The following is a 26,590-nucleotide window of genomic DNA, read 5'->3' on the forward strand; positions in this document are numbered from 1 at the left end:
CAGCATGCAGCGCCGCATCGGCCTCACCGGTGGCATTGCCAGTGGAAAAAGCAGCGTCGGCCGTTTGCTCGAAGCACGGGGCTGGCCCGTGCTCGATGCCGATCAATACGCTCGCGACGCCTTGTCTCCGAACACGCCTGCATCAGAGGCGGTGATGGAGCGTTTCGGTTCAGCGGTGGGGACTGCCGCCCATCTGAACCGCAAAGCCCTCGGACGAATCGTGTTCAACGATTCCGTCGAACGCCGTTGGCTCGAGGCCTTGATTCATCCCGTCGTGCGGGACCGGTTTCAGCAGGAGCTGGAGCGGCGCAGCCATGAACCGGTGGTGGTGCTGATGATCCCTTTACTGTTCGAAGCAGGGTTGGAGTCTCTGTGCAGCGAAATCTGGCTCGTGAACTGCACACCCGAACAGCAACTGGCGCGGATGATGCAACGGGACGGGCTGACCGAGGAAGAAGCACAGGCACGACTGCTGGCGCAGTGGCCCCTTGCCCGTAAGCGGAACCTCGCAGACCAGGTCATTGAGAACAGCGGCGCACTCGATGCGCTGGTGGCAGCGGTCAACCGTTGCGACCCGGTTTCTCCCGGAACCACTTGGTGATCACCCATTTACTGCCCTTCTCGACCGGTATGGCTTCATGCAAGGTGAAGGGATTGGGCGTGCCATCGGCCTGCAGATTGTTCCAAGCCAACGCAAGGCCAGGCACTGGCGTGAAACAGCGCCCAAGGCGCTTGAAGCAGGTCTCACCACCGCGTTCCACAGCGTTCAGATACACCATCAACGTCCAGGTGCGTTGCCCACCACTCGTGGTGTGTTTGGTGAATTCCTTGGTGCCGGGGGAAAACCAATCGGTGTGCTCCTTGAAGTACTCACCAGGGTCATACCGCTGCCCCTGAATGGGTTCAGACAACCGCGGATCAACACCCAACAGTTCGGCAAATCGTTGATCCAATCGCGCCGCCAGGGCTGGGTGGTTCTGGCGCAGATGGCAGGTTCGACTGGTGCGGTAGTCACTGCTGCCTCGGGTGACCGTGGACGGTTTTAAAGAACTGTTGATTACCTCAATCACTTCCTCGCACTCGTCCCGGTCAAGCAGGTGCGGCAACTCATAAATCTGGGCCAGCGGAGTATCCAAACGCCAGGCTCTCGGCTGGTGATCCGGGCGTGTAATCGGAGCCTCAAACCAGCCAAGCCAGTTCACCGATTGCAGCGATGGTTTGCTGTCAGCCAACTGCACGGGAGCAGTCTCTTGTGATGTTCCCTGATCGAGAACAGCCTCGATCGCCTCGCGATCGAAGCCCTGCGCCATCGCCCGGTCCACCAGGCCATCCCGCGCACAACCGCGATCACGGTTGTGCCGAAGCCAGTCACTCCAGGCGTCCGGAATGGCCCGACTGGCTGTCATTCCCCTTTCAGTTTTCTGCTCAAAATCTGATTGGCCAACTTGGGATCTGCCTTACCCCCGGTCTTCTTCATCAATTGACCCACGAAGAAGCCCTGAAGCTTGTTTTTGCCGCCACGGAATGCCTCCACTTCATCGGGGTGAGCCACCAGCAGTTCATCCACGATCGCCTCAATGGCCGCCGGGTCACTGATCATGCCGAGCCCGCGCTCATCAACAATGGCCTTGGGTGAACCGCCCTTCTCCAGAAGTTCTGGAAGGATGTCCTTGGCGATCTTGCCGCTGATCTTGCCGCCATCGATCAACATCACCATCTCGGAAAGCTGTTCAGGCCGAAACGGCAGCTCGCTGTAGCTCAACCGCTGGGAATTCACGTAGGCGGCGATATCCCCAGTGATCCAGTTGGCTGAAAGCTTGGCATCGGCACCGGCAGCCACCACGGCTTCGTAGTAGTCGGCCATGGGCCGTTCGTCCGTCAGCACCCGGGCGTCGTATTGCGACAAACCCAGATCATCGGCGTAGCGATGGCGCTTGGCCGCTGGCAGTTCCGGCAGTTCGGCACGCCAACCCTCCCGCTGCTCAGCACTGACCTCAATCGGGCCTAAGTCGGGATCAGGGAAATAGCGGTAATCGCTGGCACCCTCTTTGCTGCGCATGCTCTTGGTGAGCTGCTTGCCCTCGTCCCAGAGGCGGGTTTCCTGCACGATCGTCTCGCCCGCTTCAATCGCCTTCACCTGACGCTTGATCTCGTACTCACACGCCTTCTGAATGGCGGAGAAGGAGTTCATGTTCTTGATCTCAACCTTCGTCCCGAAGGGAGCATCGGGCCCTCGGCGCACGGAGATGTTGACGTCACAGCGCAGGGAGCCTTCCTGCATATTTCCATCCGAAACACCCAGATACCGCATAATCCGGCGGATCTCTGAGGCGTATTCGGCCGCTTCACGGCCGGTGCGCAGGTCCGGCTTGCTTACGATCTCCGCCAAAGCCACCCCAGCGCGGTTGTAGTCCACAAGGGAATGGGTGGAGCCTGCCAGGCGGTCACTTCCGGCGTGCACAAGCTTGCCCGCGTCCTCCTCCATGTGAAGGCGTTCGATCCCAATGGTCTTCAGGTAGGTGTCCTTGCCTTTCTCAGCCACCTCCACCTCAATCCAACCCTCCTCGGCGATGGGCTCGTCGTACTGGGAGATCTGGTAGTTCTTGGGCAGATCCGGATAGAAATACTGTTTGCGGTCGAACTTGCTGTGCTCAGCGATCTTGAGGTTCAGCGCCATCGCCGCCTTGACGGCGTACTCGAGCACCTTTTGATTCAGCACCGGCAGCGTCCCTGGCAGTCCGCAGACCACCGGATCGATGTGGGTGTTGGGGTCGTCTCCAAACGAGGTGGATGCCGACGTGAAGATCTTGCTGTCGGTCCCCAGCTGCACATGGGTTTCCAGGCCAATCACGGCTTCCCAGGCGGGCTCTGCTGCGACCATCACGGCAATGCATCGATCTGAGTGATCCTATGGAAAGGAGGAGCCCTGAAACGCCCTTGTTGAGACCCTCAGCTCAGTCACGAATGCCATGAGTCAGACCGAGCGAACGCCGACCCTCATCCTTGGTGGCGGCTTGATGGGGTTGGCCATTGCCCACCAGCTGGCACGGCGTGGAATGGCTGTCCGCGTGATCAGCCGCAAACGACGTGAAGCAGCGGGATTTGTGGCTGCCGGGATGCTTGCCCCCCATGCCGAGGGCCTATCGGGCGCTCTGTTGCAACTGGGGCAAACCAGTCTGGAACTCATCCCCCGTTGGGTGGGACAGATCGAAGTGGACAGCGGTCTGAGCTGCGGGCTCAGGGCCTGCGGGATCGTCGTTCCTTTTCGGAGCGACGGGGAACGAACGCAATACCCCACAGCCAGATATGGGCTGGAACTCAATCGCGTCGAACTCGAGCAAGAACTCCCGGGTATCGGCCCGAGTTGGTCCAGCGGTCTGTTGTTCGAGCAAGACGGCCAGATCGACAACCGCAGGCAGCTCATGCGCGCACTCGAACGCGCCTGCGTCTCCCTGGGAGTTCAATTTCTAGAGGGCAGCCATGTCAAGGACATCCAAAGGGACACCTTTGGAGCTCTCAGTGGCGTCGTGATGAAAAGCGCCGAAGGTGATGAATGCCTTCTGGCATGTCAGCAAGCTGTATTGGCCTGTGGTGCCTGGAGCCATCAACTCATTCCGGAACTCAACGTCTTTCCGGTCAAAGGACAAATGCTGTCCTTGCAAGGGCCAAGGGAAACACTCAAGCGGGTGATCTTCGGGCCAGGAACCTACATGGTTCCTCGGGAAGACGGTTTGGTGGTTGTGGGCGCAACCAGCGAACGACACGCCGGTTTCGAGGAAGGCCTCACCCCTGATGGACAGAAACAGCTGCAAGCAGGGTTGGAGTCGCTTTTACCTGCAGCAGCAGGTTGGCCTCCGATGGAACGGTGGTGGGGATTTAGGCCTTGCACTCCTGATGAAGCACCTCTTCTGGGCGAGAGTCCCATCCCAAGGCTTTGGCTGGCCTGCGGTCATCACCGCAATGGAGTCCTGCTGGCCGCAATCACGGCTCAGATCACTGCAGAGGCACTGAGCGGGATCAACACCAGACAGGACTGTCTTGATGAATTTCGCTGGGATCGCTTCACCAAGGCGCACCCATGAGCTCAATACCAGCCCAGAAAAACGGATTCGCAACGCCATTTGAAACACGGCGTTGTTGAGACGGCGTGAGCTCCTGCAACAAAGGTATTCCATCAACACCGATCAGCTCCTTACCAGACAACTTGATTTGATTGCGAATGAATGCCTGACGTGTTAATTGCATCGCCTCAGCTTTAGGAACACCCTGCTCGAGATAGCGATACATCTGAACAAAATAAGCAGACGTCACTACATCATCGACATACCAAAGGGTGCCTACTGCACTTCGAGCACCAGCTTGCAATGCAAGTCCGCTGAAACCCAATTCAGCATCAGCATCACCCAAAGCTGTTCTGCAGGCACTGAAGACAACCAGATCAAGCGGAACACCCTTACGTTTCTCGCGAAGCGTGGCAAGCTCTTTCATTGAGAGTGGTCCAGTGCCGGAGTGCAGTTGCGACGCCTCAGGGCCACCGGGCTTAAATTCAGCATGTGTAGCCACATGGAGAGTGCTATATCCAGGATCGGACGCTTTATCCAGAAAAGATGAAGGGGTAAATTCCTGATTAAGAAATTTATCTTTTTTTTCGTCCGAAGAAATTCGATTCAGCTCCTGGGGAACCAATGGCAAAGCGGCTAAACCTTTGAATTCTGAGGCACCGAGTGCCAGTACACGGTCGTCAGGACTGCTTTTTTGCTCAAAGTCAGTAAGCGCCAGAGACGGTGTGATCGCAAAAGCAAACCGATCACCGAAATATTGCTGCCCATCACTCAGAGCCGCGAATGGGACTGCCTGAAGTCCACGATCAGCAGCAATCAGCAATGTCGTTACCTTTTTGGCTTGAAGGACTGGCTGCAATTCAGAAAAAAAGAGAGCGTAAAGCTGCCGGGATGCTGACTCGGGGTCTTCCACCTTCAAGGGCTCAAGTCTCGAAAGCTGCATGTATAACTGCCGCAACTGGTCGCGAAACACTTTTGACGAAAGCTCGACGCGAAATCCCTCAGCATCTCCACTAGAAGGAATCAATGTAATGTCGAGAAATGAATCAGATTTTGCAGAAGACGTCCTACCTTCCGCCTGAGTATAACGAAAGTGGATCACCGCAGGATTGTATTTTTTGGGATCAAATCCAGGGAGCTCTGACACTGACCGCGTCGCCTCCGTATCGGGATTTGGATTGGCAAAAACGTGAATAGGTCTGAGCAGGTCTGATCCAAGAGCGCAACAGATCAAGACAAAGGCAAGGCGCCAAATTGGGATCAAATTAATTCTCAGAGTCTCAGGTGTCCATCTCACAGGAGATACCAAACCGTCAGGTAACTTTTGCAGGTACCGGAATTGTTTGATCACTATTGACCTCCTGCTATTTGTTGTCGCAACTGCTGCAAGTAATTACCAATCTGCCCTGCAGATGGCGTACGGCGGCCTGAAAGTTTAGGCAAGTTCAATGCACCTACAGCTCGATCTGTCGCCGCACTATCACCTTCAGAAACGCCTGCCAAAGCCTGTGAGGCATCAACTCGTTTTACGTTTACAGCTGCCGATGGTGCCGACTCCTGGCCTCCTGATCCTCCCTGATCTCCTTCAGAGGAGCCTTCTCCTTCTTCGTCAGATCCTGCCTCTGCGTCTCCTTCTCCTTCTGTTTCTCCTTCACCATCTCCTTCCCCTTCAGCATCTCCTTCCCCTTCAGCATCTCCTTCCCCCTCAGCATCTCCTTCTGCTTCTGCATCAGCGTCTGCCTCATCGGCACTGTCGTCGGTTCCGCCTTCCTCCGTTGATGTGTCCTCCGAGGAATCAGTGGCAGCTGAGTCATCCGAGGAATCAGTGGCAGCTGAGTCTGATGTCTCGCCTGCAGCTTCTCCACTTTCTCCAGCAGCTGAGGTTTCGGAGCCAGCTGCTGTATCAGAGCCAGAGCTAGCCTCTGAATTGGAAACATCAGCCGTTGCGCTAGCAGCGGTTGACTCTGACGTTGCACTGGCCACACCAACAGAGGAGGTAGCAGTCGATGATGTGGAAGACCCCTCAGAGCTCACCGTAGCAACCTGAAACGAATCACCCAAAGAAAGATCGACTGATGTTCCCTCTGCAGAAAGACTGGACGGAACAAGCGATGCTGCGACTGTTTCAACTGTATCGTTCACACTCGAGGAAGCGTCAGTTGATCCTGTCTCAGTCGTTGCGGCAACAACTGAAACCACGTCTGAGGTTGAAGCGGCCGAAACAGGCGCATTAGGCGACATGCTTGCAGTACTCGTTGACGTTGACATTTCAGGAGCTGCAGCAACATCAACAGAAGGGGAAACCATTGGCATAGTCGCTGTTGTTTCAATAACAGCAATCGCATCCGCAATGGTTTCGACATTGCCTTCGGTTACAAATGTAGAAATGAAGGCATCAATCGTTTCAGGCCCTCCAAAGGGTTGCTGATCACCGAGGTCGTCAAAAGGTGGTAATTCACCGGGGTCGTCAAAAGGTGGTAATTCACCGGGGTCGCCAAAAGGTGGTAATTCACCGGGGTCGTCAAAAGGTGGTAATTCACCGGGGTCGCCAAAAGGTGGTAATTCACCGGGGTCGCCAAAAGGTGGTAATTCACCGGGGTCGCCAAAAGGTGGTAATCCACCGGGGTCGCCAAAGGTTGGTTGATCAAGTATTGATTCCGGCGTTAGCTCTAGCGTCGGATCTGGCTCATCCTCTTCCTCTGGCTCTGGTGTCAGCTCTAGAGAAGGGGAAGCAGAAATCTGTGAAGAGCAAAGGTTGGAGGTCCCACTGCCTGAACAAGTCGCCGTAAGAGATGCTCTCGAAGCACTGCCCGCATTTACGGTCAATCGACCAGCCACAACCTTTGTCGAACCTGAGTAGGTAAGTTCTCCTAATCCACCACTCGAGGAATCAAAATACTTAAGCGTCCCTTCTCCATCCTTGACGAAGTTTCCGGGCCCAGAAAATGTCATATTATCTATCGAAACAGTACTTCCAGAGGCAACAAAGAGAGTTTGATCGCCGGGGCCGAGAGTCACACTAGCTAGCGAACCACCCGAAGAGGTACCGAGAGGGATATCAGTTAAAGATGAGATTTTCGCATTATTTTCAAGCGAGATATTCGTACTTGAAAGAAGAGCATTAGCACTTGAAAATTGAATGTCAGCCGAGTCAATAGAAACCGCCCCAGCAATAGTAGAATCCCCAGCAAGCTTAAAAGCACCATTATTGTTAACAGTTAAAGCCTGGTCGTATGCTATGTCGCCAATAGTATTCCTTAAATTAATTCCATCGCTAAGGCTTGGAGCAATCGAATCAAAGAATGTAGAAACAGTTCCGCCACCACCAGAAGCATTACCGCCAATTCGCAAATTACAGCTGGACGACGATCCACAACTACTCCCAACAGTCACCATTGCTGCAGCAGACAAACTCGTGGTGTCGTTCAGAAGCAACTCCCCGCTTAGCGCTTCTAAGGCAGAATCCCCAGTTAGCTCAAATGGATTGGTAATCGTGGCACTACCGGAGACCAACTGTATTATCGCCTCTCCACTACCAGATGATGAACCAAGAGCCAATTGCTCTGCTAACAGAAAATCGTCTGTAGACGAACCACCAACAATATGAAGTGCAGCCCCCTGATCAATAGACGTGCCACTGGAGGCAATACCACGAGTAGTGGCCCCCAAAGCACTAGCGCTTGATATCTCTAAAACGCCAGCGCTGACCGACGTTGCACCTTCATAAGTATTTGCTCCAGATAACTTCAATGTTCCGGATCCTTCCTTAGTAAGTGATGATCCACTTCCTGAACCAGCAATCACGCCAGAGAAGGTTGTCGACCCATCAGAATCGGCAATATTGACGGTAAGAGTATTTGAATTGAGATCAGCGTTTCCGGCACCTTGCAACCCACCGATAGTGTCATTAGAGCCAACTTTATAATTCGCTCCACTGGCAACATCCACAACTGTTGAGTCTGAAAGAGAGCCTGACAACAAAAGAGTTCCCTCATTAATTGATGTCTCACCCGAAAAAGTGTTTGCGCCTGATAGTGTCGTAGTCCCACTTCCGGCCTTCGAAAAAGCACCATCACCAGAAATCACACCAGAAAATGTAGTACTCGCATTGTTCAATCCACCAGCAGTTAAGGTGACACCTGAAGCTAAATCAATGTCGCCAGATCCTGATATTGAACCAATCTCATCTGTAGCATCAACATCAAATGTTGCACCACTACTTACACTTAAAGCTGTATTCGCAAGTGAGCCAGTAACTTTCAACGTTCCGGCCGATAACGACGTTGCTCCTTCATAAGTACTTGCTCCAGACAACTCCAATGTTCCGGATCCTTCCTTAGTCAATGATGACCCACTTCCTGAACCAGCAATCACGCCAGAGAAAGTTGTCGACCCATTAGTATCAGCATTATTGACGGTAAGAGTATTTGAATTGAGATCAGCGCTTCCGGCACCTTGCAACCCACCGATCGTGTCATCAGAACCAACTTTATAATTCGCTCCACTGGCAACATCCACCAATGTTGAGTCTGAAAGAGAGCCTGACACTAAAAGGGTTCCCTCATTAATCGATGTCTCACCCGAAAAAGTATTTGCACCTGATAGTGTCGTGGTCCCGCTCCCAGCCTTCGAAAAAGCACCATCACCAGAAATCACACCAGAAAATGTAGTACTCGCATTGCTCAACCCACCAGCAGTCAATTTGACACCTGAAGCTACATCAATATCGCCAGATCCTGATATTGAACCAATCTCATCTGTAGCATCAACATCGAATGTTGCACCACTACTTACGCTTAAAGCTGTATTCGCAAGTGAGCCAGTAAGTTTCAACGTTCCGGCCGATATTGTTGTCGTCCCCGTATACGTATTTGCACCTGATAGTGTTGTAGTCCCACTTCCGGCCTTCGAAAAAGCACCATCACCAGAAATCACACCTGAGATTTCTGTACTGGCGTCTGCTCCAGTTTTCAGAGATAGATTATCAAGTCCCCAGTGGTCAAAAATACCACTCCCCCCCGCACTAAAACTCTTCTGACGGAAACGAAAAGTAGCGGTGCTTCCTGAAGCAAGGCTATCTACTACAGAATCAGGAATAGAGTATGAATATTTATTCCATTGCCTACTAGAAGAGGAAATAGTAATTTCCAACCCGGACGTATATGAACCTCCATCAATGGAATATTCTAAAATAACTTCTTCGCCTAGTTCAACTTCCTCGCCACCATTGAAGTCGTCTCCATAAATAAAATCGAATGTAATTGTCGCGCCATCTGTAGGGTCAAAACTATCCGTTGTAGCTTGCCTATCAGATGCGTCGACCCTGCCAAAAAATAGTGATTTAACTTGACTACCATTATCAAATGAATTGTTAACTCCTTGTTGGCCCGAAATCTGACTAGACGAGGTGATTAAACTTCCAGTTCCATCACTACTTGACGAAAAATCCTCAGAAGTTGTATTTAAATTACTCAAACCTCCTGCAGTCAACGTTACACCTGACGCCAATTGGATCGCTCCCGCTCCTGCGAGTGAACCGATAGTGTCGCTTGAATCAACGTCGTAGGTTGCACCACTTTCCACTGTTACCGCTGTCGTATCGGCAAGTGAGCCAGTAACTTTCAACGTTCCGGCCGATATTGTTGTCGTACCCGTATACGTATTTGCACCCGAAAGAGTCGTTGTCCCACTTCCAGCCTTACTCAAAGCGCCAGCCCCTGAGATCACTCCAGAGAAAGTAGTATCACCGGCTTGTGTAACATCCAAAACTGTTCCCTGTGCGACAACAACTCCACCAGCTCCTGACAAACCACCAGAGTCAGATGCCGTAACGAAAACGTTTGATGATGATCCTGGATTCCAATCGATTGATGCCCCCGAATTGATCGCAACACCTGTCTTGGAGTCAAGCGTCAAATCTTTACTACTCGCAGATCCGTCACTTATGATAGAAGCATTAATGATTATATCTTTATCAGCAACTAGCGACAAGCTACCGCCAGCACCAGAGTCAACATTTACCTCACTTGAAACAGTGATTGTTCCGGCCTCTGCACTTTCTGATCCAGATGCTGCGACTGAGCCACTCCCGACACTACTTGAGGAGGATGCAGTTGATATAGAGACATCATTTCCAGCTTCTAGGGCAGTAACAATTGCCGTAGCCTCAGAAGAAGTCAAGGTGTAATCAAACGGATCCAATAGCCACAAACCTTGCTCTCCTTGAATTGCAGTGGCATCCACATCAATTCCAGCCACATACAACTCAAAGCCAGATGTTTCAATATGACCTCCATCCCCTTCTTTATCACCACCACTCGCCAACAACTGTCCTCCAACAGTTGTCACCGACTCAGGGTTGTTGATATCACTCCACACTACAATTTCACCACCATCACCATCAATAATGGCAGACGCATCCAGCACCGCTCCTTCTTCAATCTTAGTAGTGATCGCCTGGCGCACCGTTTCATCACTATTTTGCCAACTGCCGCCGACTTCAATCTTTCCACCACCACCGGTTTGCACCGCCATTAATTCCGTACCATCGCCAACAACAACCTCTTCTCCTGTCAACGTCAACCGTGCTCGGTCGACTTGATCATTGCCAACACTTATCTTGCTCTCCCGCACCGCCACAACTCCACCCGGTGCGTCAGCAAACAAATCACGATCAATTCGGATATCAATCCCCTCCATCTGAATCACCGGGACCGTGTCATCGGCATGATTGACAACATCCAGCGAATCCGTACCGCTGAACCCAAGCGCTCCCGGGAGCGGGTTTCCTTTCAGCGCATCAAGATTGGCGGCTCGAGTCTTGAATACGTCGAACAGTCCATCGCCAAAACGCAGCGATCTAGTGGTACTCAGATTCAAGCTTGGTACATTAACGAACCCTACACCCGATCCAAGATGAATCCCTCCTGGCGATAGCCAGTACAGATTTGCCTTTGACGAAAACTGAATAGATTTATTAATATGTGTACCGAGAGGTGATGTCACACCCACTACAAGATTACGCTTACCTCCTGTATCAATTTGAACGCTCTTGATCTTGCCGCGGGTGTCGAAATCCTTGAACCGCATGAATTTATTGCGGCCAGATTTCTTACCACCACTGATGCGGCACACACCAGCACTGCAGCGCCCACCTTTCTGGCCGTTCACCTTGGTGTCGAACCCTTTACCTTGTCCAGCACGAATCTCCGCAGAAGCTGGAGACTGGTTCAAGATGCTTGACATCCCCAGGAACACACCCAAGGAGAAACGAATGAAGTTCTTGGAACCAGTTGATGCCATAAACCTTTGTTGAACCAGCCTGCCCAAATCGGATGCGTCAGCTTTTAACACAGCCTCGCACAGATGTGCAAATCACCCATACAATCATAAATAAAAAACTATATTATTCTTCAATTGTCCATGAATTTTGTGTTGAATTGGCAACTGAAGTCCACTGCTTTGTCAAGCCAAAACCTGTAGGCGACAGTCATCACAGTGGCTTTCGCCGATTCTAGTGACAATAGCCAAACGTAAAATCGTTGGTTGCCGTGCTGCTCCTGGCCCAGCTTGTTGCTCCCCCACTTCAGCCGGGGCCTGTTCGCCTACCGAACACGGCTCCTCAGCAGCGGCCCAAGGACGATGGGGCAGTGTTCAAGGTTCCGCCGGGATCTTCCGCCGATCCCAAAAATACTGAAAGCAATCAGGATGCTGACGCCGCAGACCCATCAACAAGCGACTGGAGGCCGGAGATTATCGGAGAGACGCCGTACTCCAACGAACAGATTCAACAGATCCTCAGCGGCTGTGGCAAAGCCAGCATTAACGCGACGTTGAACGCCTGCGCAGCACAGCTCACAGCTCGGCTCATCCAGGACGGTTACGTCAACAGCCGCGTCTACAGCCTCAAAACTCCGGCCCCAGGTGCTCTGGAAGTGGTTCTGGGCACGATTGCTGAACTGCGGATCAACAGTGAAGACGAAGCTTTACAGCGGCAGATCCAGGAGCAACTGACCCCTCTGATTGGCAGTGTGCTTCACATCCCCACGCTGGAAAAGGAACTTGCTCGCGCCCGCCGACGAGGAGCTGGAACGATCAAGGGAGGGATGGGACGCCTGGGCAGCGACCCCACCAAAGCGATGGTGAATCTCACGATTACACCTGCCGAACCGGAACCACTCAACGGAGACATTGCCCTCGGAAACAATGGCAATGTCGGAAGCGGTGAATGGCGTGGTGTCGCCACGCTTCTCCAGAAAGGTCTGATCGAACGAGGGGACACAGCCCTGCTGTTTCTGGAGTTGAACAGCGATGGTGATCTGGAGTTAGGTAGCAAGGTTGCCTCTCTCACCTACACCTACCCTCTCGGGGACAACTGGTCGGTCACAGGGTCCTTCGGCGTCAGCTTCCGCCGCTTTGTGGAATTTCAGAAGCCGGCTTACAACTTCAGTTTCCGCACACTGCAAGGGCTGCTGCAATTGGAGACAACTCTGCAGGAGTCTGAAAATTTCACATGGACCGCTGCAGCAGCATTCAGCACCAATCGCAGTGACAGCTTCAAATCAGGGCGCAGTTTCCCGCTTGTCAGCGGCGGTGGAAACGATGGCTGGTCTCACAGTGGTTTTCTCAAACTCAGCACCAACGTTGGTGGATTCACCGGACCGCTGTTCTGGAACACCAATGCTTATTTCAGCCAGGGCATTGCCGGAGTGACCCTTGATGAACACCTCCACAACTTGGATGTTGCAGGAATTGAACCAGGCGAGGCTCGTGCTGTCGGAGCGCTGACTGACATCGGTTTAAGCCTGTCTCCAACGACCACCGTCAACATCAGATTGGCTGGTCAGCTTGCCTTCAATCGCCTGCCAGGAAGCATGAGCTTCGGTCTCGGCAGTGCTGTAGGCCTACGGGGACTTCCAGGAAGTCTGATCGGAGGAGATAGTGGATATCTGGCGACTGGGGAAGTTGTTTGGACCCCGTGGCAGAAGGATGAACAAAGGATTTCTCTCATTCCCTACCTGGGTATCGGTGGTGTTCACACCGCTACGAGTGTTGCAACTCTGGAAGACAGCATCGGGGTGACCGGGCTGATCGGCCGCTATCAAAACGGCCGATGGGAAGCGGAACTCGGCTGGGTCGACACGTTTAAGTCAAACGACAACCCGGGGCTGTGGAACGACTGGATCCTCGGCCACGGGCTGCACACCATGCTCCGTTACAGCTTCTGAATCAACCCTCGACGCGCCAGCTCTGGTCAGACGGTGTCCAGTCATTGAGTTCGGTCGCACCAAACCAGAGACCAATTTCAAATTCAGCTGTTTCCGGCGCATCCGATCCATGGATCACATTACGGCCGATGTTGACCGCCAAATCGCCGCGGATGGTGCCGGGCTCAGCTTCAAGAGGCTTGGTGGCCCCGATCAGCTTGCGGGCACTGGCGATTACCCCATCGCCTTCCCAAACCATCGCCACCACCGGGCCGGAGGTGATGAAGTCAACCAAGCCAGCGAAGAAGGGGCGCTCCTTGTGGACGCCGTAATGCTGCTCAGCCAGCTCGCGGCTGGGGGTGAGCTGCTTCAGACCAACAAGCTTGAAACCCTTGCGCTCGAAGCGGCCGAGAATTTCACCCACCAGCCCGCGCTGGACGCCGTCGGGCTTAATGGCGATGAAGGTACGTTCGGCGGCCATAAAAAAAGTCCGTGTGTCGCGCCATCGTCCGTGGCCACCCTGCCGCTTGGCAAGCACACCATTCCGAACAGTCTCTATCTTTTAGAGATTCTTACCCGCACGCCATGGTCTTGACGGCGGCTGAACGGCCCTGGTCTGTGGCCCAGAGCGCGGCGTTGTACGGCCTGGAGCGCTGGGGCGATCCCTACTTCTCGATCAACGCCAAAGGACATGTCGTGGTGCAACCACGGGGGGATCGTGGTGGATCGCTTGATCTTGTGGAGTTACTGCAAGGGCTCGCAGCACGCGATCTGCAAACGCCACTCCTGATCCGATTCGACGACATCCTTGAAGATCGGCTGGATCGGCTGCATGCGGCGTTCGAACGGGCCATTGCCCATTACGCCTACGACGGTGTCTATCAGGGTGTGTTTCCAATCAAATGCAACCAGCAACGCCATGTGGTGGAACATCTGGTGGATCGAGGCAGCCGCTGGAATTTCGGCCTTGAGGCAGGAAGCAAAGCGGAACTTCTGATCGCGCTGTCGCTCACCTCCAATCCCGAAGCTCTGCTGATCTGCAACGGCTACAAGGATCGTCGATACATCGAAACCGCCATCCTGGCCAGACAACTCGGCCATCAACCGGTGGTGGTGATCGAGCAGGCCGATGAGGTGGAACGGATCATCCAGGCCAGCAAGGCTCTTGGAGCCTCACCTTTTCTTGGCATTCGAGCCAAGTTGTCCAGCCGCAGTACAGGTCGCTGGGGCAGCTCTGTAGGAGAGCGAGCCAAGTTTGGTCTTGATCTCACCGAAATGCTGCAGACCGTCCGTGCCCTGGAGGCCGCCGGGTTGCTGCAGGACCTTCGCCTGCTCCACTTCCACATCGGCAGCCAGATCAACGACATCGCTGTTTTGAAAGATGCTTTGCAAGAAGCCGGTCAGATCTATGTAGAGCTGACACGTCTCGGAGCCCCGATGGGGTACCTCGATGTAGGAGGAGGTCTGGGCATCGACTACGACGGCAGTCGCACCGCCTCGGCGGCATCCACCAATTACTCGCTTCAGAACTACGCCAACGACGTGGTGGCCACCGTGCGGGAATGCTGCGAAGCCCATCAGGTGCAGGTTCCAACCCTGGTCAGTGAAAGCGGTCGGGCCATTGCCAGCCACTTTTCAGTGCTGGTGTTCGACATTCTTGGCTGCAGCCAAACCCCGACCGAAGAACCTTCAGCGGCGGTCGATGAACCCCTCACCGTTCGCAACCTGAGGGAGACCCTTCACAGGATTCGTGAGGTCAAGGGGGAGTCCGATCCCGAGATGCAACTGCTGCAGGAAAGCTGGAATGACGCCGTGAAATTCCGCGATGACGCCCTGTCGGCGTTCCGTCTCGGCTACATCCGCCTGGAGCAGCGCGCCATGGCCGAGCAACTCACCTGGTGCTGTGCCCGAGAGATCAACCGCAGGCTGCCAACCAAGGCCCCGATCCACGAGGATCTTCGCGGCCTGCAACGGGCGCTGGCCTGCACGTATTACGCAAATTTGTCCGTTTTCAGGTCAGCACCGGACACCTGGGCCATCGATCAGCTCTTCCCTCTCATGCCGGTTCATCGTCTCGATGAACAGCCAACGGAGCTTGGTCACTTCGCCGATCTCACCTGCGATTCCGACGGCAAACTCGCCAACTTCATCGACGCCGGCCAGAGCAAAAGCCTTTTGGAACTGCACCCTCTCAAAGATGGAGAGCAGTACTGGATCGGACTCTTCCTCGGGGGTGCCTACCAAGAGGTCATGGGCAATCTCCACAATCTGTTTGGCAGCACCAGTGCCGTTCATGTTCGATTAAACCCCCGGGGCAATGGCTACCTGCTGGACCACGTCCTCAAAGGGGACACCAACGCTGATGTTCTTGAGGAGATGCAGCATGACCCGGAGCTGATGCTTGAGCGGCTCCGACAGTCCTCTGAAGCTGCAATCCAGGGAGGAACATTGCAAATCGAAGACGCCAGGCTGCTGATCAGCCATCTCAGAGCCAGTCTGGATCAAACGACCTATCTCCAGGGATGAAACGCGTCAGAGGCCTGCTGCAACGCATCGCTCCCTATACGGCAGCGATCGTCGCACTGCTCCTGCTGCGCAGCACCGGATTGGCTCAAACCATTGACCTCGTGGTCTATGACCTGATCACGACTCAACGCCCCGCTGCCTCAGGCAAGGACACGCCAATCACCCTGATCGGTATTGAAGAAAGCGACATTCAGCGCTTTGGCTGGCCCATCGATGATGGGCTGTTCTGCCAAGGATTTGATCAGCTCAACGCCAGCGGAGTCGACGTCATTGGCTTCGACATCTATCGGGACAAAGGCGTCGGACCAGATCAACAATGCCTGCGTGATCGCTTCCAAAACGAACCGACGCTGGTATCGATCTTCAATGTCGCCTCAGGCATTGGTCCGGTACCGGGGACACCGGTTGAGCGGCAGTCCTACAACGATCTGAGCCTGGATGCCGACGGAATTCTTCGCCGTGATCTGGTCCATGTCACGGGTCAAGATGAAGCCACGGTGTCCTTCGCCATGCGGGTGATGGAAATTGCCACAGGTGACCGAAGCCTGCGGGAAGCGATGGATGCTGGCAGGCACGAGGACGCCTGGCTCAGCGCGAATGGAGGTGGCTACTACAACGAAGTGGATGCTGGTCTGGGACTGCAGACGCTGCTGCGCTTCAGAGATCCCTGGAGCTATCCCCTCTATTCACTCGCCCAATTGCTGGACGGGGAAATCCCCGAAGACGCGATTCGCGACAAAATCGTTCTAATCGGCAGCACGGCACCCTCTCTTAGGGACCTGTTCAACGTGCCCCAAACCCGCTTCACCCGAAGCGAAGAGGTGTTTCAGGTGTCCGGTGTAGAAATTCACGCCAATCGCGTCGCCACGCTGCTCGAACACCAGGACGGCAGCATTCAGGTCGGCTGGATCATGCCGGGCTGGGGCAATCAGATGCTGTTGGTCCTCTGCATCGGCCTCGGAGCACTCCTTGGCGAGGCAGTGCCCAAACTGCGGCGCAGCGTTGTTTTGGTGCTGGGACTCGGTGCTGCTTTGACCGGCGGTATCGGTTGGCTTCTCTGGCAGCAACATGTCTGGGTGGGCATGGCGATGCCAATAACAGGCTTGCTGAGCATGGGTGGGGCCGCCTGGATGCGACGGGGCGCCATGAGCCAGCAACATTCTCAACAGATCAAACAACTGCTCGGGCAAACAACATCCCCGGCGGTGGCTGATCAGCTGTGGAACCAGCGCGATGAACTGCTGAGCAACGGACGCTTCGATGGCCGGCAGTTACCGATCACCGTGCTGTTCACAGACACAGCCAACTTCACGAGCGTTTCGGAAGGGCTCAGTCCCCGTGAACTAATGGATTGGTTGAATCGAGGGATGGAAGTCTGTGTTCCCGCTGTGACCCGGCGCGGTGGGATGGTGAACAAATTCACCGGTGATGGCATGCTTGCCGTGTTTGGGGTGCCTATTGAACAGGACGTCCAAGCCGAAGCCACAGCAGCCATCGAAGCCGCGCAGGAAATCAAGGCCGGATTGGAGAAGCTAAACCAACAGCTCCAAATCGATGGCGAGCCCGCGATGCGGATCCGAATGGGCATCCACTCCGGCGATGCCCTGGTGGGTTCGATGGGAAGCCCTGAACGCATTGAATATGCAGTCATCGGCGACACCGTGAACTGCGCCTCCAGACTGGAAAGTCTGGACAAACAGCGGCACAAAGGTGTGCTGCGGGTGTTGCTTTCCAGCAACACCCTGGACCTGCTGGAACCTGACTTCCGCAAGCAATTAGAACTGGAAAACTGGGGGCCGATGCACGTCAAGGGGCGAGACGAGCCCCTTGATGTTCATGAACTCAAGATGGACACCGCACCGGAAGCACCTGAGGCCACTCAGCCGTAACGATGTCTCCCAGTCCGAATTGATCCAGGGTTGCCCGAGCCGGCACGGTGGCACCACAGCTTTGACGCAGCTTCTTCAAAGCAGCTTGAACGGGAGCATCACTGGCATCGGGCTCTGGCACCAGGAGGCTGACGGCTGGAGGAGAAGCCGTTTCCACAAAAGACAGTGGGTCAGCGCTGGCCGCACCGTCGGCGGATGCACAATCAAATTCAGACTCCCAGATCGTGGGGGTGCTGATGCTGGAACCACTTATCAAGATCAGTGCAGCGGGCGCCGCAGGGAGAGTCTGTGTGCTGGAAGCCCCTTCTGACTCTGGTTTCAAGCTGATCTTGAGACTGACGGGGTTGGCTGTTGGTCCCTGCACCAATCCCAGCTCAGATGAAGCTCCTGGAGCAAAGACACTGCTATCAGGCACAAGATGAGCCAGGATTCGGGCGCTGCATTCTCCCCGCGTACCACCACCGACCCTTCGACCAGGGAAACTACTTCTCAGATTGGCCTGGGCTACTGCAGTCAGCGGCATGATGCCCTGCAGGATGGCGAGTCCTGCTCCCATCAGGAGGCATGACTTAGCTGGAGATGCCGTCATATCGAGCAAAGAAACTCAGACCCAGCCTGGCAAAAACCGCAAATCTTGGCAAAAAAGCGGTCGGCAAATTGGGCAGAGAACTCAAGAGTTCATGAGCTTGCTGAAGGTCTGAGTCATGCGTTCGACCAAACCCATCTCGAATGTTTTCTTCTCTTCTGCCGTAAAGGTCTTCAAGTTGGCTTCTCGCGTGGCCATCACCTTGGCAAATTCAGCCATAGCAGCCTGATTGTTGAGGAAAACAGCTTCTATTTGACGCTGACTAATTTCCTGAAGCTTCACATGGCCGATTGCTTTGATCCAAGCGGTGCGCGGTGCATCCGTGAGAGCCGAGATCTCTCCAAAAATCGTTCCAGACTTGAGTTGCGCGACTTCCATCATGGAGGCCGAATCGGATGGATCCGGGATGAGGACTGCGCAGCTTCCTTCCATGATCACAAACATCGAACCACCAACCTCTCCTTTCTTCACCACCAGCTCTCCTGGGCCAAAACCAAGCAGGCGATCGTTGGACACAATGCTTCTGATTTCATCATCTGACAACGAAAAGAAGAGCTCGATATCCCTAAGCTTATGAAAACTTTTTTCCTGTGCCTCGCCACTCCGACGGATCTGCAACTGCCGTAGAGACCGTTCAGTACGCAAATCAAGAGTTGAATGTGGTAGTGAATATCCAGCACGTTCTATGGCATACCAAACACTGGAAAAAATCTCAGTTCGAATTCTGTTGCGGCCCGCAAAGTCGGCAATGAAGAATTTAAGTGCATAGTTAATTGAGTCACTATCAACCGATCGGATACCAACTGCATTCCGCTCTTTGTTAATGATTTGAATATGGGAATTTAAAATCTCCTTCAAGACCTGCATTGCCTGACCAGGAGGCATGGCCAATGGGAGACCGATTTCAACTTCAAATCTATATTCACCGTGAGAGGGACGAGAGTAATTAATGGTTTTACTACGATCAATGAGGGAGTTGGGGACAACGATGTAGCGATCATCCGTATCGTCGTAAAGATACGTACTGTTCCACGAAATGTTTTCAACCCGACCCAACTCACCGGCTATTTCAACCCAGTCACCAACGACATATTGACGCTCGACCTGAACAGCAAGAGCCGATGAGATGTTCCCGATCTGCGTAGCGGAGCCCGGGCCAACGATGAAAGCAAGGCCGCCAAGAACTGCTGCAGAACCTACCGTTGTTAAGAGACCCTGGCTATTGAGCTCGGTCGCCACAACGGCAAAAGTAGCAGCCACAAGGGCCAAGTCCTTCAAGATCCGTGGTGGCGCTACCTTTCTAGGGCTGAGACGGATGAGCAGCACCCACACCACATCAAGGCCCAGCTCTACGAAGGCGACATAGAGACCGGTTTTGGCTATTACAGCGATCCAATTAACAATGTCTCCCTCAAGCCCTGAGGCTGTTACCACATTGCTCACAAGAGCCGCAGCGAGAGACACACGGAAAAACACCATGCTGGGGATGAAGCGACTCAGTCGCGTTCGCCCTTGCTGACGCATACGCCCGAACAGGAATGTCAGCAGAAAAAGAAGAAGTAGAAGCAAACTTCCCATCGTTCCTTGCCCGTCTAAATTCAGAGTTGAATCATCGAATAATCATCACACATAGTACCCAAACCAACTTGCAGCCCCAGTGCAGGATTTGATCAATGATGAGCTTGTAACCGAGCCTACATTTTCCGAAGTCAATCAAGAAATGACAGACCATTTCTGCCACCCCCAAGGCAGGGATGCCTGTCAGAAGGGCAACAAAAAACCCATGGGTGCCAGTGTGGGCTGAGAGCCACCAGCGCCAGTTCAGAGTCACGTCCTTGCCAGGACATTTCTCCACCGCCATTTTGTCGCCCTGCAAAGGGAAATCAGCTACAAAGTGACCAAGCAGCAAAAGGATGAGCAGGTTCAACGGGTGCTCTGCCGATACAAAAGAAAGAGTCATGCCGCTCATCTTTTAGGTATTCCCATCGTGGCTGCTGCCGCTGCGAATTCAAGTCAAGTCTCAAACATCGCTTAGGCCTTGCTTGAGCTGATCAGCTGCTGCATCCAAAGCCTCAGGTAGTTTTGAACCGTCCCGGCCACCGGCCTGAGCCAGATTCGGCCGGCCGCCGCCGCCGCCACCGCAGAGCTTGGCGATGCCACCGATGAATTTGCCGGCCTGGAGCTTGGCGGCAATCACCTGCTTACCGAAGGCCGCCACCAGGATCACCTTGCCGAGGTCAGCCGGATCCGGCAGACCACCGATCACCACAGCCGCGCCATCCCCCAACTGATCGGCCAGGCTCTGGGCGGCTCCCTGCAGACCGGCCCCATCCACGCCGTCGAGGCGTTCCACCAACAGCTGGAAGTCACCCACGGCCTCGGCCTTGGCGGCCAGAGCAGCGGCCTTGGCCACCGCAAGCTCCGCCTGAGCCGCAGCCAGCGCCTTGCCGGTGGCCTTGAGCTCCTCCTGGAGGATCGCCACTCGGTCAACGATCTCGGACGGCTGAGCCTTGAAGCGATCCCCCAGCTGCTTCACCACCGCGTCACGCTCATTCAGGTAGGCGAGCACCGCTGGGCCAGCCACAGCTTCGATGCGGCGGATGCCGGCCGCAACGCCACTTTCCGCCACGATCTTGAATAAACCGATCTCAGCGGTGTTAGCCACATGGGTGCCGCCGCAGAGCTCCATCGATACGCCGGGCACATCAACCACCCGCACCACATCGGCATATTTCTCGCCGAACATCGCCACAGCACCAGCCGCCTTGGCCTGCTCGATCGCCATCTCCTGCACCTCGAGGCTGTGGGCCTCAGCAATCCAGCTGTTGATCAACGTTTCGATCTGAGTCAGTTGCTCAGGGGTGACCGCCGTCGGGCAATGGAAATCGAAGCGCAGCCTGTCGAAATCCACCAGGGAGCCCGCCTGACCGATGCCCGAATCCACCACCTGCTTCAAGGCAGCCTGCAGGAGGTGAGTGGCGGTGTGATTGGCCTGGGCCCGCCGGCGGCACGTGCGATCCACCTGGGCATTGACGGCGTCACCCAGGGCCAATTGACCCCGTTCGATCCGTCCTGAATGCACGAACACATCCCGACTGCGACTCACGGAGTCGATGGCCACGATGACGTCGATACCACTGAGCGATCCGCGATCCCCGACCTGGCCGCCGCCTTCGCCATAGAAGGGAGTGCTGTCGAGCACCACCTGAACGACGTCTCCGGCCGACGCCGATGAGGCCGGTGCACCATTCACCACCAGGGCCTGCACCGTGCCGGCATGGTCCAAGGCGTCGTATCCCTTGAACGCCGTCGAACTCTGCTCACCAGCCACCTGCTCGATCGCATCCTGGAGGGTGAGGTCGATGCTCACCGCGGCCGCCTTGGCGCGCTGGCGCTGCTCCTCCATTGCCGCCTCGAACCCATCAAGGTCGACTGCCAAGCCCTGATCCTCCGCGATTTCCTGGGTGAGCTCAAGCGGGAAGCCATAGGTGTCGTACAGCTCAAAGGCCTGGGCACCGCTGATCTGGGTGGGCTTGGAGGCCAGCACCTCCGCCAGCAGCTTCTCGCCCCGCTCCAGGGTCTCCAGGAAGCGCGCTTCCTCCCGCTGCAATTCGGCCAGGATCACTTCCTGGCGCTCGATGACGCTGGGGTGAGCCCCCTTGAGCAATGCAATCGCCGCCGCCCCCATGGTGACGAGGAAGGGCTTATCGATGCCCAGTAGACGTCCATGGCGCACCACCCGCCGGAGCAGGCGCCGCAGGATGTAGCCGCGGCCCAGGTTGCTGGCGGTGACGCCATCGCAGATCAGCTGTGTCACCGCACGGCTGTGGTCGCCGATCACCTTCAACGACGTCTTGCCCTTCTCGTCGAGCTGGTGGTAGTCGACCCCCGCCAGATCCGCGGCCGCCTGGATCAGCGGAAAGATCAGATCGGTTTCGTAGTTGTTGGGAACCTTCTGCAGGATCTGCGCCATCCGCTCGAGGCCCATACCCGTGTCGATGTTGCGGTTGGCCAGCGGCGTGAGGGTGCCCTCGGCATCGCGGTTGTACTGCATGAACACCAGGTTGTAGAACTCGATGAAACGGTCGTCGTCCTCGAGATCGATGCCCTCATCCCCCAGTTCCGGCTTGAAGTCGTAGTAGATCTCCGAACAGGGGCCGCAGGGGCCGGTAGGGCCGGAGGCCCAGAAGTTGTCGGCCTCATCCATGCGGATGATCCGCTTGGGGTTGACCCCCACCACATCGCGCCAGATCTGCTCGGCTTCGTCGTCGTCCCGGAACACACTCACCACCAGATTCCTGGGATCGATGCCATACACCTGGGTGCTGAGTTCCCAGGCCCATTCGATCGCCTGCTGCTTGAAGTAGTCCCCAAACGAGAAGTTGCCCAGCATCTCGAAAAAGGTGTGATGCCGCGCCGTGCGGCCCACGTTTTCGATGTCGTTGGTGCGAATGCACTTCTGCGAACTGGTGGCCCGCGGCGCCGGCCGCTGCTGCTGCCCCAGAAACACCGGCTTGAAGGGCAGCATGCCGGCGATGGTGAGCAGCACCGTCGGATCCTCGGGAATCAACGAGGCGCTGGCCATGCGCTGGTGACCGCGCTCGGCATAGAAGCTCAGAAAAGCCTCTCGGATGTCCTCCCCGCTGCGGGGCGCTGACGCTGCAGAAGGCGACGATTCGGCGGCGGCCATGGAAGGAGATGGGGATCCAGCGGTCATGATCGCCTGAGAGCCGTCGGCACCCTTGCCTGCACAGCCCGATGACGCTGACATCCGCTCCCGACTGCGGCTGCAGTCGATCGGATGGGCCCTGCTCGCTGGCCTCGGCGCTGCCGTGCTCGGCCTGGCCTGGGGCCTGGAGGACGCCATCCGTTCCGGTGGCTGTGGCCTGTTCTATGGATTGCTGGCCTTCCACCTGCAACGTGTCGATCCCGATGACAGCCACCTGCAGGCCGGCCTTGTAGGGGCCATCTGCGGTGTGCGGAGCCTTGGCCTTCCCCTGACTCTTGACAACTGGCAGGCAGACGCTCTGGCATCATTGGTACTGGAGCTCCTCCAGGCTTGGCTGCCGTTGATCGGCAGTGCTGTCCTGCTCCACGGCACCCACCGCTTCCTGCCCGCGTCGCGGCCATGAGCCTGCTGCACGCCACCTGGCTTCCCGCCATCCGTACCTCTGGCAGTTCCGGCCAACCGGCACTGCTCATTTGGGCTGACACCTGGCGGGTGGCCACACCGGAAGGCCCCGGCCTCACCCCGGCGCTGCATCCCTTCACCTTGGAGCCTGCAGACCTCAAGGCCTGGCTGCAGGAGCGCGACCTGTTGCCGGGGGGCAGCATCGATGCCACCGCCTGCCTCACCCTGCCCAGCCGCACGGTGAAGCCGCGCAAGAGCCGCAGTAAGTCGGCCGAACCACCCCCGGAAGAACCAGCCTGGACCGGCCTGCCGATGCAAGCCGGAGAACCGATCCCCAAGCAGACCGAATGGTGGCCGTGGCAGGTCCAAGGGCTAGCCGTGGAACCCTCGGCAGCAACGGAGTGGCTTTCACGGCTGCCCCTGTCTGGACGACATCCGGACCTGGCCGATGAACTGCGTTGGTGGAGCCATCTGCAGCGCTGGGCCCTCAGCCTGGTGGCCCGGGGACGCTGGATTCCCCAGATGGAACTGAGCAAAGGTGAGGGGTACCCCCACCGAGCCCGCTGGGTACCGCTGCTCAACCGGGAGGAGGACCGCCGGCGGCTGGAGGATCTGGCCGCCAGTCTGCCGCTGGTGGCCACCTGCGCCCTGCCCTGGCGGGAACCCCTGGGGCGGCGCAGCAATCGCATGACACGGCTGCGACCGGAGGCCATGCGTGCCGCCAACCCAGTGGCCTGCTGCCGGCCCCGCAGCGGCCGCCTGCGAGTGGCCACGCTGCTGGAGGATCTGGTGGACGCGCAGCTGCGCAGAAGCTTCCAACCCAGCACCGATGGCCTCGATCCCCTGCTGACTCTCTGGCAGGAGGCCCTGGGCTCCGAGACCGGTGTGATCGAGATCGGCGATGAGGAGGCTGAACGGCTGGCCAGCGCCAGCTTGCATTGGCGCGAGGGCATCGCAGGCGATTTCGCCGCCGCACGCACCTGCCTCGAGCTGCACACCCCGGCCGAGGGGGAAGAACTCTGGGACCTGCGCTTCGGCCTGCAGGCGGCATCGGATCCAAGCCTCAAGCTGCCCGCAGCCGCGGCCTGGGCCTCCGGCGCCGACAAGCTTCAGCTGGGGGATGTGACGGTGGAGCAGCCCGGCGAAGTTCTGCTGGAGGGCCTGGGACGCGCCCTCACCGTGTTCCCCCCGATCGAACGCGGTCTGGAGACCGCCACCCCGGACACGATGCAACTGACCCCCGCCGAAGCCTTCGTGCTGGTGCGGACCGCCGCACGTCAGCTGCGGGATGCCGGCGTTGGCGTCGAGCTGCCCCCCAGCCTCTCGGGTGGCCTGGCCAGCCGTTTGGGACTGGCGATCAAGGCGGAGCTGCCGGAACGATCCAGCGGCTTCACCCTCGGCGAATCGCTGGACTGGAACTGGGATCTGATGATCGGAGGGGTGACGCTCACCCTGCGGGAACTGGAGCGGCTCAGTGGTAAACGCAGCCCCCTTGTGCGCCACAAAGGGGCCTGGATTGAACTGCGACCAAACGACCTGAGAAACGCCGAACGCTTCTGCGGCGCCAACCCGGAGCTCAGCCTGGACGATGCCCTGCGGATCACCGCCACCGAGGGCGATCTGCTGATGCGACTTCCGGTGCACCGCTTTGACGCCGGCCCCAGGTTGCAGGCGGTGCTGGAGCAATACCACCAGCAGAAGGCCCCCGATCCGCTGCCGGCGCCGGAAGGGTTCTGCGGGCAACTGCGGCCTTACCAGGAACGGGGCCTGGGTTGGCTGGCCTTCCTCAACCGTTTCGACCAGGGGGCTTGCCTGGCGGACGACATGGGTCTGGGCAAAACCATCCAGCTGCTGGCCTTCCTGCAGCACCTCAAGGCGGAACAGGAGCTGAAGCGCCCGGTGCTGCTGGTGGCGCCGACGTCAGTCCTCACCAACTGGCGGCGGGAGGCGGAGGCCTTCACTCCGGAGCTGGCGGTGCGCGAGCACTACGGGCCCCGTCGTCCCTCCACCCCGGCAGCCTTGAAGAAGGCGTTGAAGGACATCGACCTGGTGCTCACCAGCTACGGCCTGCTGCAACGGGACAGTGAACTGCTCGAGTCCCAGGATTGGCAGGGGGTTGTGATCGACGAAGCCCAGGCGATCAAGAATCCCAGCGCCAAGCAGAGCCAGGCCGCCCGCGACCTGGCCAGGCCAGCCAAAGGCAACCGCTTCCGCATCGCCCTAACCGGCACACCGGTGGAGAACCGGGTCAGCGAGCTCTGGGCCCTGATGGATTTCCTCAATCCCAAGGTGCTGGGGGAAGAGGACTTCTTCCGTCAGCGCTACCGGATGCCAATCGAGCGCTACGGCGACATGGCCTCCCTGCGGGACTTGAAGGCTCGGGTCGGGCCCTTCATCCTGCGCCGCCTGAAAACCGACAAAGCGATCATTTCCGATCTGCCCGAGAAGGTGGAACTCAGTGAATGGGTGGGGCTCAGCAAGGAGCAGAAGTCGCTGTACAGCAAAACCGTGGAAGACACCCTGGATGCCATTGCCCGGGCCCCCCGCGGTCAACGCCACGGCCAGGTGCTGGGACTGCTCACCCGCCTGAAGCAGATCTGCAACCACCCGGCCCTGGCCTTAAGTGAAAATGCTGCGGATGAGAGCTTTCTGGGCCGTTCCGCCAAGGTGCAACGGCTTGAGGAAATCCTCGACGAGGTCATCGAAGCGGGGGATCGGGCCTTGCTGTTCACCCAGTTCGCCGAATGGGGGCATCTGATGCAGTCCTGGATGCAACAGCGGTGGAAGGCGGAAGTGCCCTTCCTGCATGGGGGAACCCGCAAGAGCGAACGGCAGGCCATGGTGGATCGCTTCCAGGAGGATCCCCGCGGTCCGCAACTGTTCCTGTTGTCGCTCAAGGCCGGTGGAGTGGGTCTGAACCTGACCCGAGCCAGCCACGTGTTCCATGTGGACCGCTGGTGGAACCCAGCGGTGGAGAACCAGGCCACAGACAGGGCCTACAGGATTGGTCAGACCAACCGGGTGATGGTGCACAAATTCATCACCCGTGGATCGGTGGAGGAAAAGATCGATCGGATGATCCGTGAGAAGTCACGCCTGGCGGAGGATGTGATCGGCTCCGGTGAAGACTGGCTGGGGAGCCTGGCCGGCGATCAACTGCGCAATCTCGTTGCCCTGGAGGACACCTGACC

At 56.7% G+C, this 26,590-nt stretch carries 16 protein-coding genes; 7 read left to right on the forward strand and 9 right to left on the reverse strand.

Annotated features, from left to right (window positions below; translation table 11 throughout):
* The first annotated feature begins 4 nt into the window (after positions 1 to 4).
* Complete coding sequence (gene coaE, locus SynA1528_RS12210) at positions 5 to 601, forward strand: dephospho-CoA kinase (protein WP_186586973.1); 597 nt, start codon at positions 5 to 7, stop codon at positions 599 to 601.
* Here the strand turns inward: coaE and SynA1528_RS12215 are convergent.
* Complete coding sequence (locus SynA1528_RS12215; RefSeq protein ID WP_186586974.1) at positions 561 to 1,406, reverse strand: prolyl hydroxylase family protein; 846 nt, start codon at positions 1,404 to 1,406, stop codon at positions 561 to 563. The genes coaE and SynA1528_RS12215 overlap by 41 nt on opposite strands.
* Positions 1,403 to 2,881, reverse strand: coding sequence for an Asp-tRNA(Asn)/Glu-tRNA(Gln) amidotransferase subunit GatB (gatB, locus tag SynA1528_RS12220; protein WP_186586975.1), 1,479 nt, complete (start codon positions 2,879 to 2,881; stop codon positions 1,403 to 1,405). The genes SynA1528_RS12215 and gatB overlap by 4 nt, the downstream gene beginning before the upstream one ends.
* Before the next feature lie 88 nt (positions 2,882 to 2,969).
* Here gatB and SynA1528_RS12225 point away from each other — a divergent pair, with 88 nt between their 5' ends.
* Entirely contained in the window at positions 2,970 to 4,082 is a 1,113-nt protein-coding gene (locus SynA1528_RS12225) for an FAD-dependent oxidoreductase (protein ID WP_186586976.1), read from the forward strand.
* Here the strand turns inward: SynA1528_RS12225 and SynA1528_RS12230 are convergent.
* Entirely contained in the window at positions 4,063 to 5,325 is a 1,263-nt protein-coding gene (locus tag SynA1528_RS12230) for a CHAT domain-containing protein (RefSeq protein ID WP_286187834.1), read from the reverse strand. The two genes, SynA1528_RS12225 and SynA1528_RS12230, sit on opposite strands and share 20 nt — an antisense overlap.
* A gap of 86 nt (positions 5,326 to 5,411) precedes the next feature.
* Positions 5,412 to 11,363, reverse strand: a complete 5,952-nt coding sequence (locus SynA1528_RS12235) for an autotransporter-associated beta strand repeat-containing protein (RefSeq protein ID WP_186586977.1) — start codon at positions 11,361 to 11,363, stop codon at positions 5,412 to 5,414.
* A gap of 248 nt (positions 11,364 to 11,611) precedes the next feature.
* Between SynA1528_RS12235 and SynA1528_RS12240 the strand changes: the two genes are divergently transcribed.
* Positions 11,612 to 13,288, forward strand: a complete 1,677-nt coding sequence (locus SynA1528_RS12240; protein ID WP_186586978.1) for a ShlB/FhaC/HecB family hemolysin secretion/activation protein — start codon at positions 11,612 to 11,614, stop codon at positions 13,286 to 13,288.
* Position 13,289: 1 nt separating this feature from the next.
* Here SynA1528_RS12240 and ndk read toward each other — a convergent pair whose 3' ends face one another.
* Complete coding sequence (ndk, locus tag SynA1528_RS12245; RefSeq protein ID WP_186586979.1) at positions 13,290 to 13,748, reverse strand: nucleoside-diphosphate kinase; 459 nt, start codon at positions 13,746 to 13,748, stop codon at positions 13,290 to 13,292.
* Between the two features lie 104 nt (positions 13,749 to 13,852).
* On the opposite strand from ndk, the gene speA reads away from it, so the two are divergent.
* Both speA and SynA1528_RS12255 read left to right on the forward strand, forming a co-directional pair.
* Entirely contained in the window at positions 13,853 to 15,793 is a 1,941-nt protein-coding gene (gene speA / locus SynA1528_RS12250; RefSeq protein ID WP_186586980.1) for a biosynthetic arginine decarboxylase, read from the forward strand.
* Positions 15,790 to 17,682 (forward strand): CHASE2 domain-containing protein, encoded by a 1,893-nt coding sequence (locus SynA1528_RS12255; RefSeq protein WP_186586981.1) that lies wholly within the window; start codon positions 15,790 to 15,792, stop codon positions 17,680 to 17,682. Before speA ends, SynA1528_RS12255 begins: the two co-directional genes overlap by 4 nt.
* On the opposite strand, the gene SynA1528_RS12260 is transcribed toward SynA1528_RS12255, so the two are convergent.
* The 4 genes from SynA1528_RS12260 to alaS all read right to left on the reverse strand — a co-directional run bounded on the left by SynA1528_RS12260 (position 17,636) and on the right by alaS (position 22,958).
* A complete protein-coding gene (locus tag SynA1528_RS12260; RefSeq protein ID WP_186586982.1) occupies positions 17,636 to 17,938 on the reverse strand; it encodes a hypothetical protein in 303 nt (100 codons plus the stop codon). The two genes, SynA1528_RS12255 and SynA1528_RS12260, sit on opposite strands and share 47 nt — an antisense overlap.
* Before the next feature lie 414 nt (positions 17,939 to 18,352).
* Complete coding sequence (locus tag SynA1528_RS12265; RefSeq protein WP_186586983.1) at positions 18,353 to 19,846, reverse strand: mechanosensitive ion channel family protein; 1,494 nt, start codon at positions 19,844 to 19,846, stop codon at positions 18,353 to 18,355.
* Positions 19,847 to 19,877: 31 nt separating this feature from the next.
* A complete protein-coding gene (locus tag SynA1528_RS12270; protein WP_353616621.1) occupies positions 19,878 to 20,237 on the reverse strand; it encodes a DUF3307 domain-containing protein in 360 nt (119 codons plus the stop codon).
* A gap of 51 nt (positions 20,238 to 20,288) precedes the next feature.
* The gene (alaS, locus tag SynA1528_RS12275; RefSeq protein WP_186588494.1) at positions 20,289 to 22,958 is read right to left on the reverse strand and encodes an alanine--tRNA ligase; all 2,670 of its coding nucleotides are present in this window, start codon (positions 22,956 to 22,958) and stop codon (positions 20,289 to 20,291) included.
* A 52-nt stretch (positions 22,959 to 23,010) separates the two neighbouring features.
* Between alaS and SynA1528_RS12280 the strand changes: the two genes are divergently transcribed.
* Together SynA1528_RS12280 and SynA1528_RS12285 are read left to right on the forward strand one after the other, a co-directional pair.
* The gene (locus SynA1528_RS12280) at positions 23,011 to 23,400 is read left to right on the forward strand and encodes a hypothetical protein (protein WP_186586984.1); all 390 of its coding nucleotides are present in this window, start codon (positions 23,011 to 23,013) and stop codon (positions 23,398 to 23,400) included.
* On the forward strand, positions 23,397 to 26,588 hold the full coding sequence (locus tag SynA1528_RS12285; protein ID WP_186586985.1) for a DEAD/DEAH box helicase: 3,192 nt from the start codon (positions 23,397 to 23,399) through the stop codon (positions 26,586 to 26,588). Before SynA1528_RS12280 ends, SynA1528_RS12285 begins: the two co-directional genes overlap by 4 nt.
* Positions 26,589 to 26,590: the final 2 nt, after the last annotated feature.

This window comes from Synechococcus sp. A15-28, assembly GCF_014280175.1.
In the GTDB taxonomy this organism is placed as follows: domain Bacteria; phylum Cyanobacteriota; class Cyanobacteriia; order PCC-6307; family Cyanobiaceae; genus Parasynechococcus.

What these genes read in the sequence shown, in the direction of transcription:
- coaE (WP_186586973.1), top strand. Translation starts at nt 5, where the DNA reads ATGCAGCGCCGCATCGGCCTCACCGGTGGCATTGCCAGTGGAAAAAGC.
- SynA1528_RS12215 (WP_186586974.1), bottom strand. Translation starts at nt 1,406, where the DNA reads ATGACAGCCAGTCGGGCCATTCCGGACGCCTGGAGTGACTGGCTTCGG.
- gatB (WP_186586975.1), bottom strand. Translation starts at nt 2,881, where the DNA reads ATGGTCGCAGCAGAGCCCGCCTGGGAAGCCGTGATTGGCCTGGAAACC.
- SynA1528_RS12225 (WP_186586976.1), top strand. Translation starts at nt 2,970, where the DNA reads ATGAGTCAGACCGAGCGAACGCCGACCCTCATCCTTGGTGGCGGCTTG.
- SynA1528_RS12235 (WP_186586977.1), bottom strand. Translation starts at nt 11,363, where the DNA reads ATGGCATCAACTGGTTCCAAGAACTTCATTCGTTTCTCCTTGGGTGTG.
- ndk (WP_186586979.1), bottom strand. Translation starts at nt 13,748, where the DNA reads ATGGCCGCCGAACGTACCTTCATCGCCATTAAGCCCGACGGCGTCCAG.
- speA (WP_186586980.1), top strand. Translation starts at nt 13,853, where the DNA reads ATGGTCTTGACGGCGGCTGAACGGCCCTGGTCTGTGGCCCAGAGCGCG.
- SynA1528_RS12255 (WP_186586981.1), top strand. Translation starts at nt 15,790, where the DNA reads ATGAAACGCGTCAGAGGCCTGCTGCAACGCATCGCTCCCTATACGGCA.
- SynA1528_RS12265 (WP_186586983.1), bottom strand. Translation starts at nt 19,846, where the DNA reads ATGGGAAGTTTGCTTCTACTTCTTCTTTTTCTGCTGACATTCCTGTTC.
- SynA1528_RS12270 (WP_353616621.1), bottom strand. Translation starts at nt 20,237, where the DNA reads ATGAGCGGCATGACTCTTTCTTTTGTATCGGCAGAGCACCCGTTGAAC.
- alaS (WP_186588494.1), bottom strand. Translation starts at nt 22,958, where the DNA reads ATGGCCGCCGCCGAATCGTCGCCTTCTGCAGCGTCAGCGCCCCGCAGC.
- SynA1528_RS12285 (WP_186586985.1), top strand. Translation starts at nt 23,397, where the DNA reads ATGAGCCTGCTGCACGCCACCTGGCTTCCCGCCATCCGTACCTCTGGC.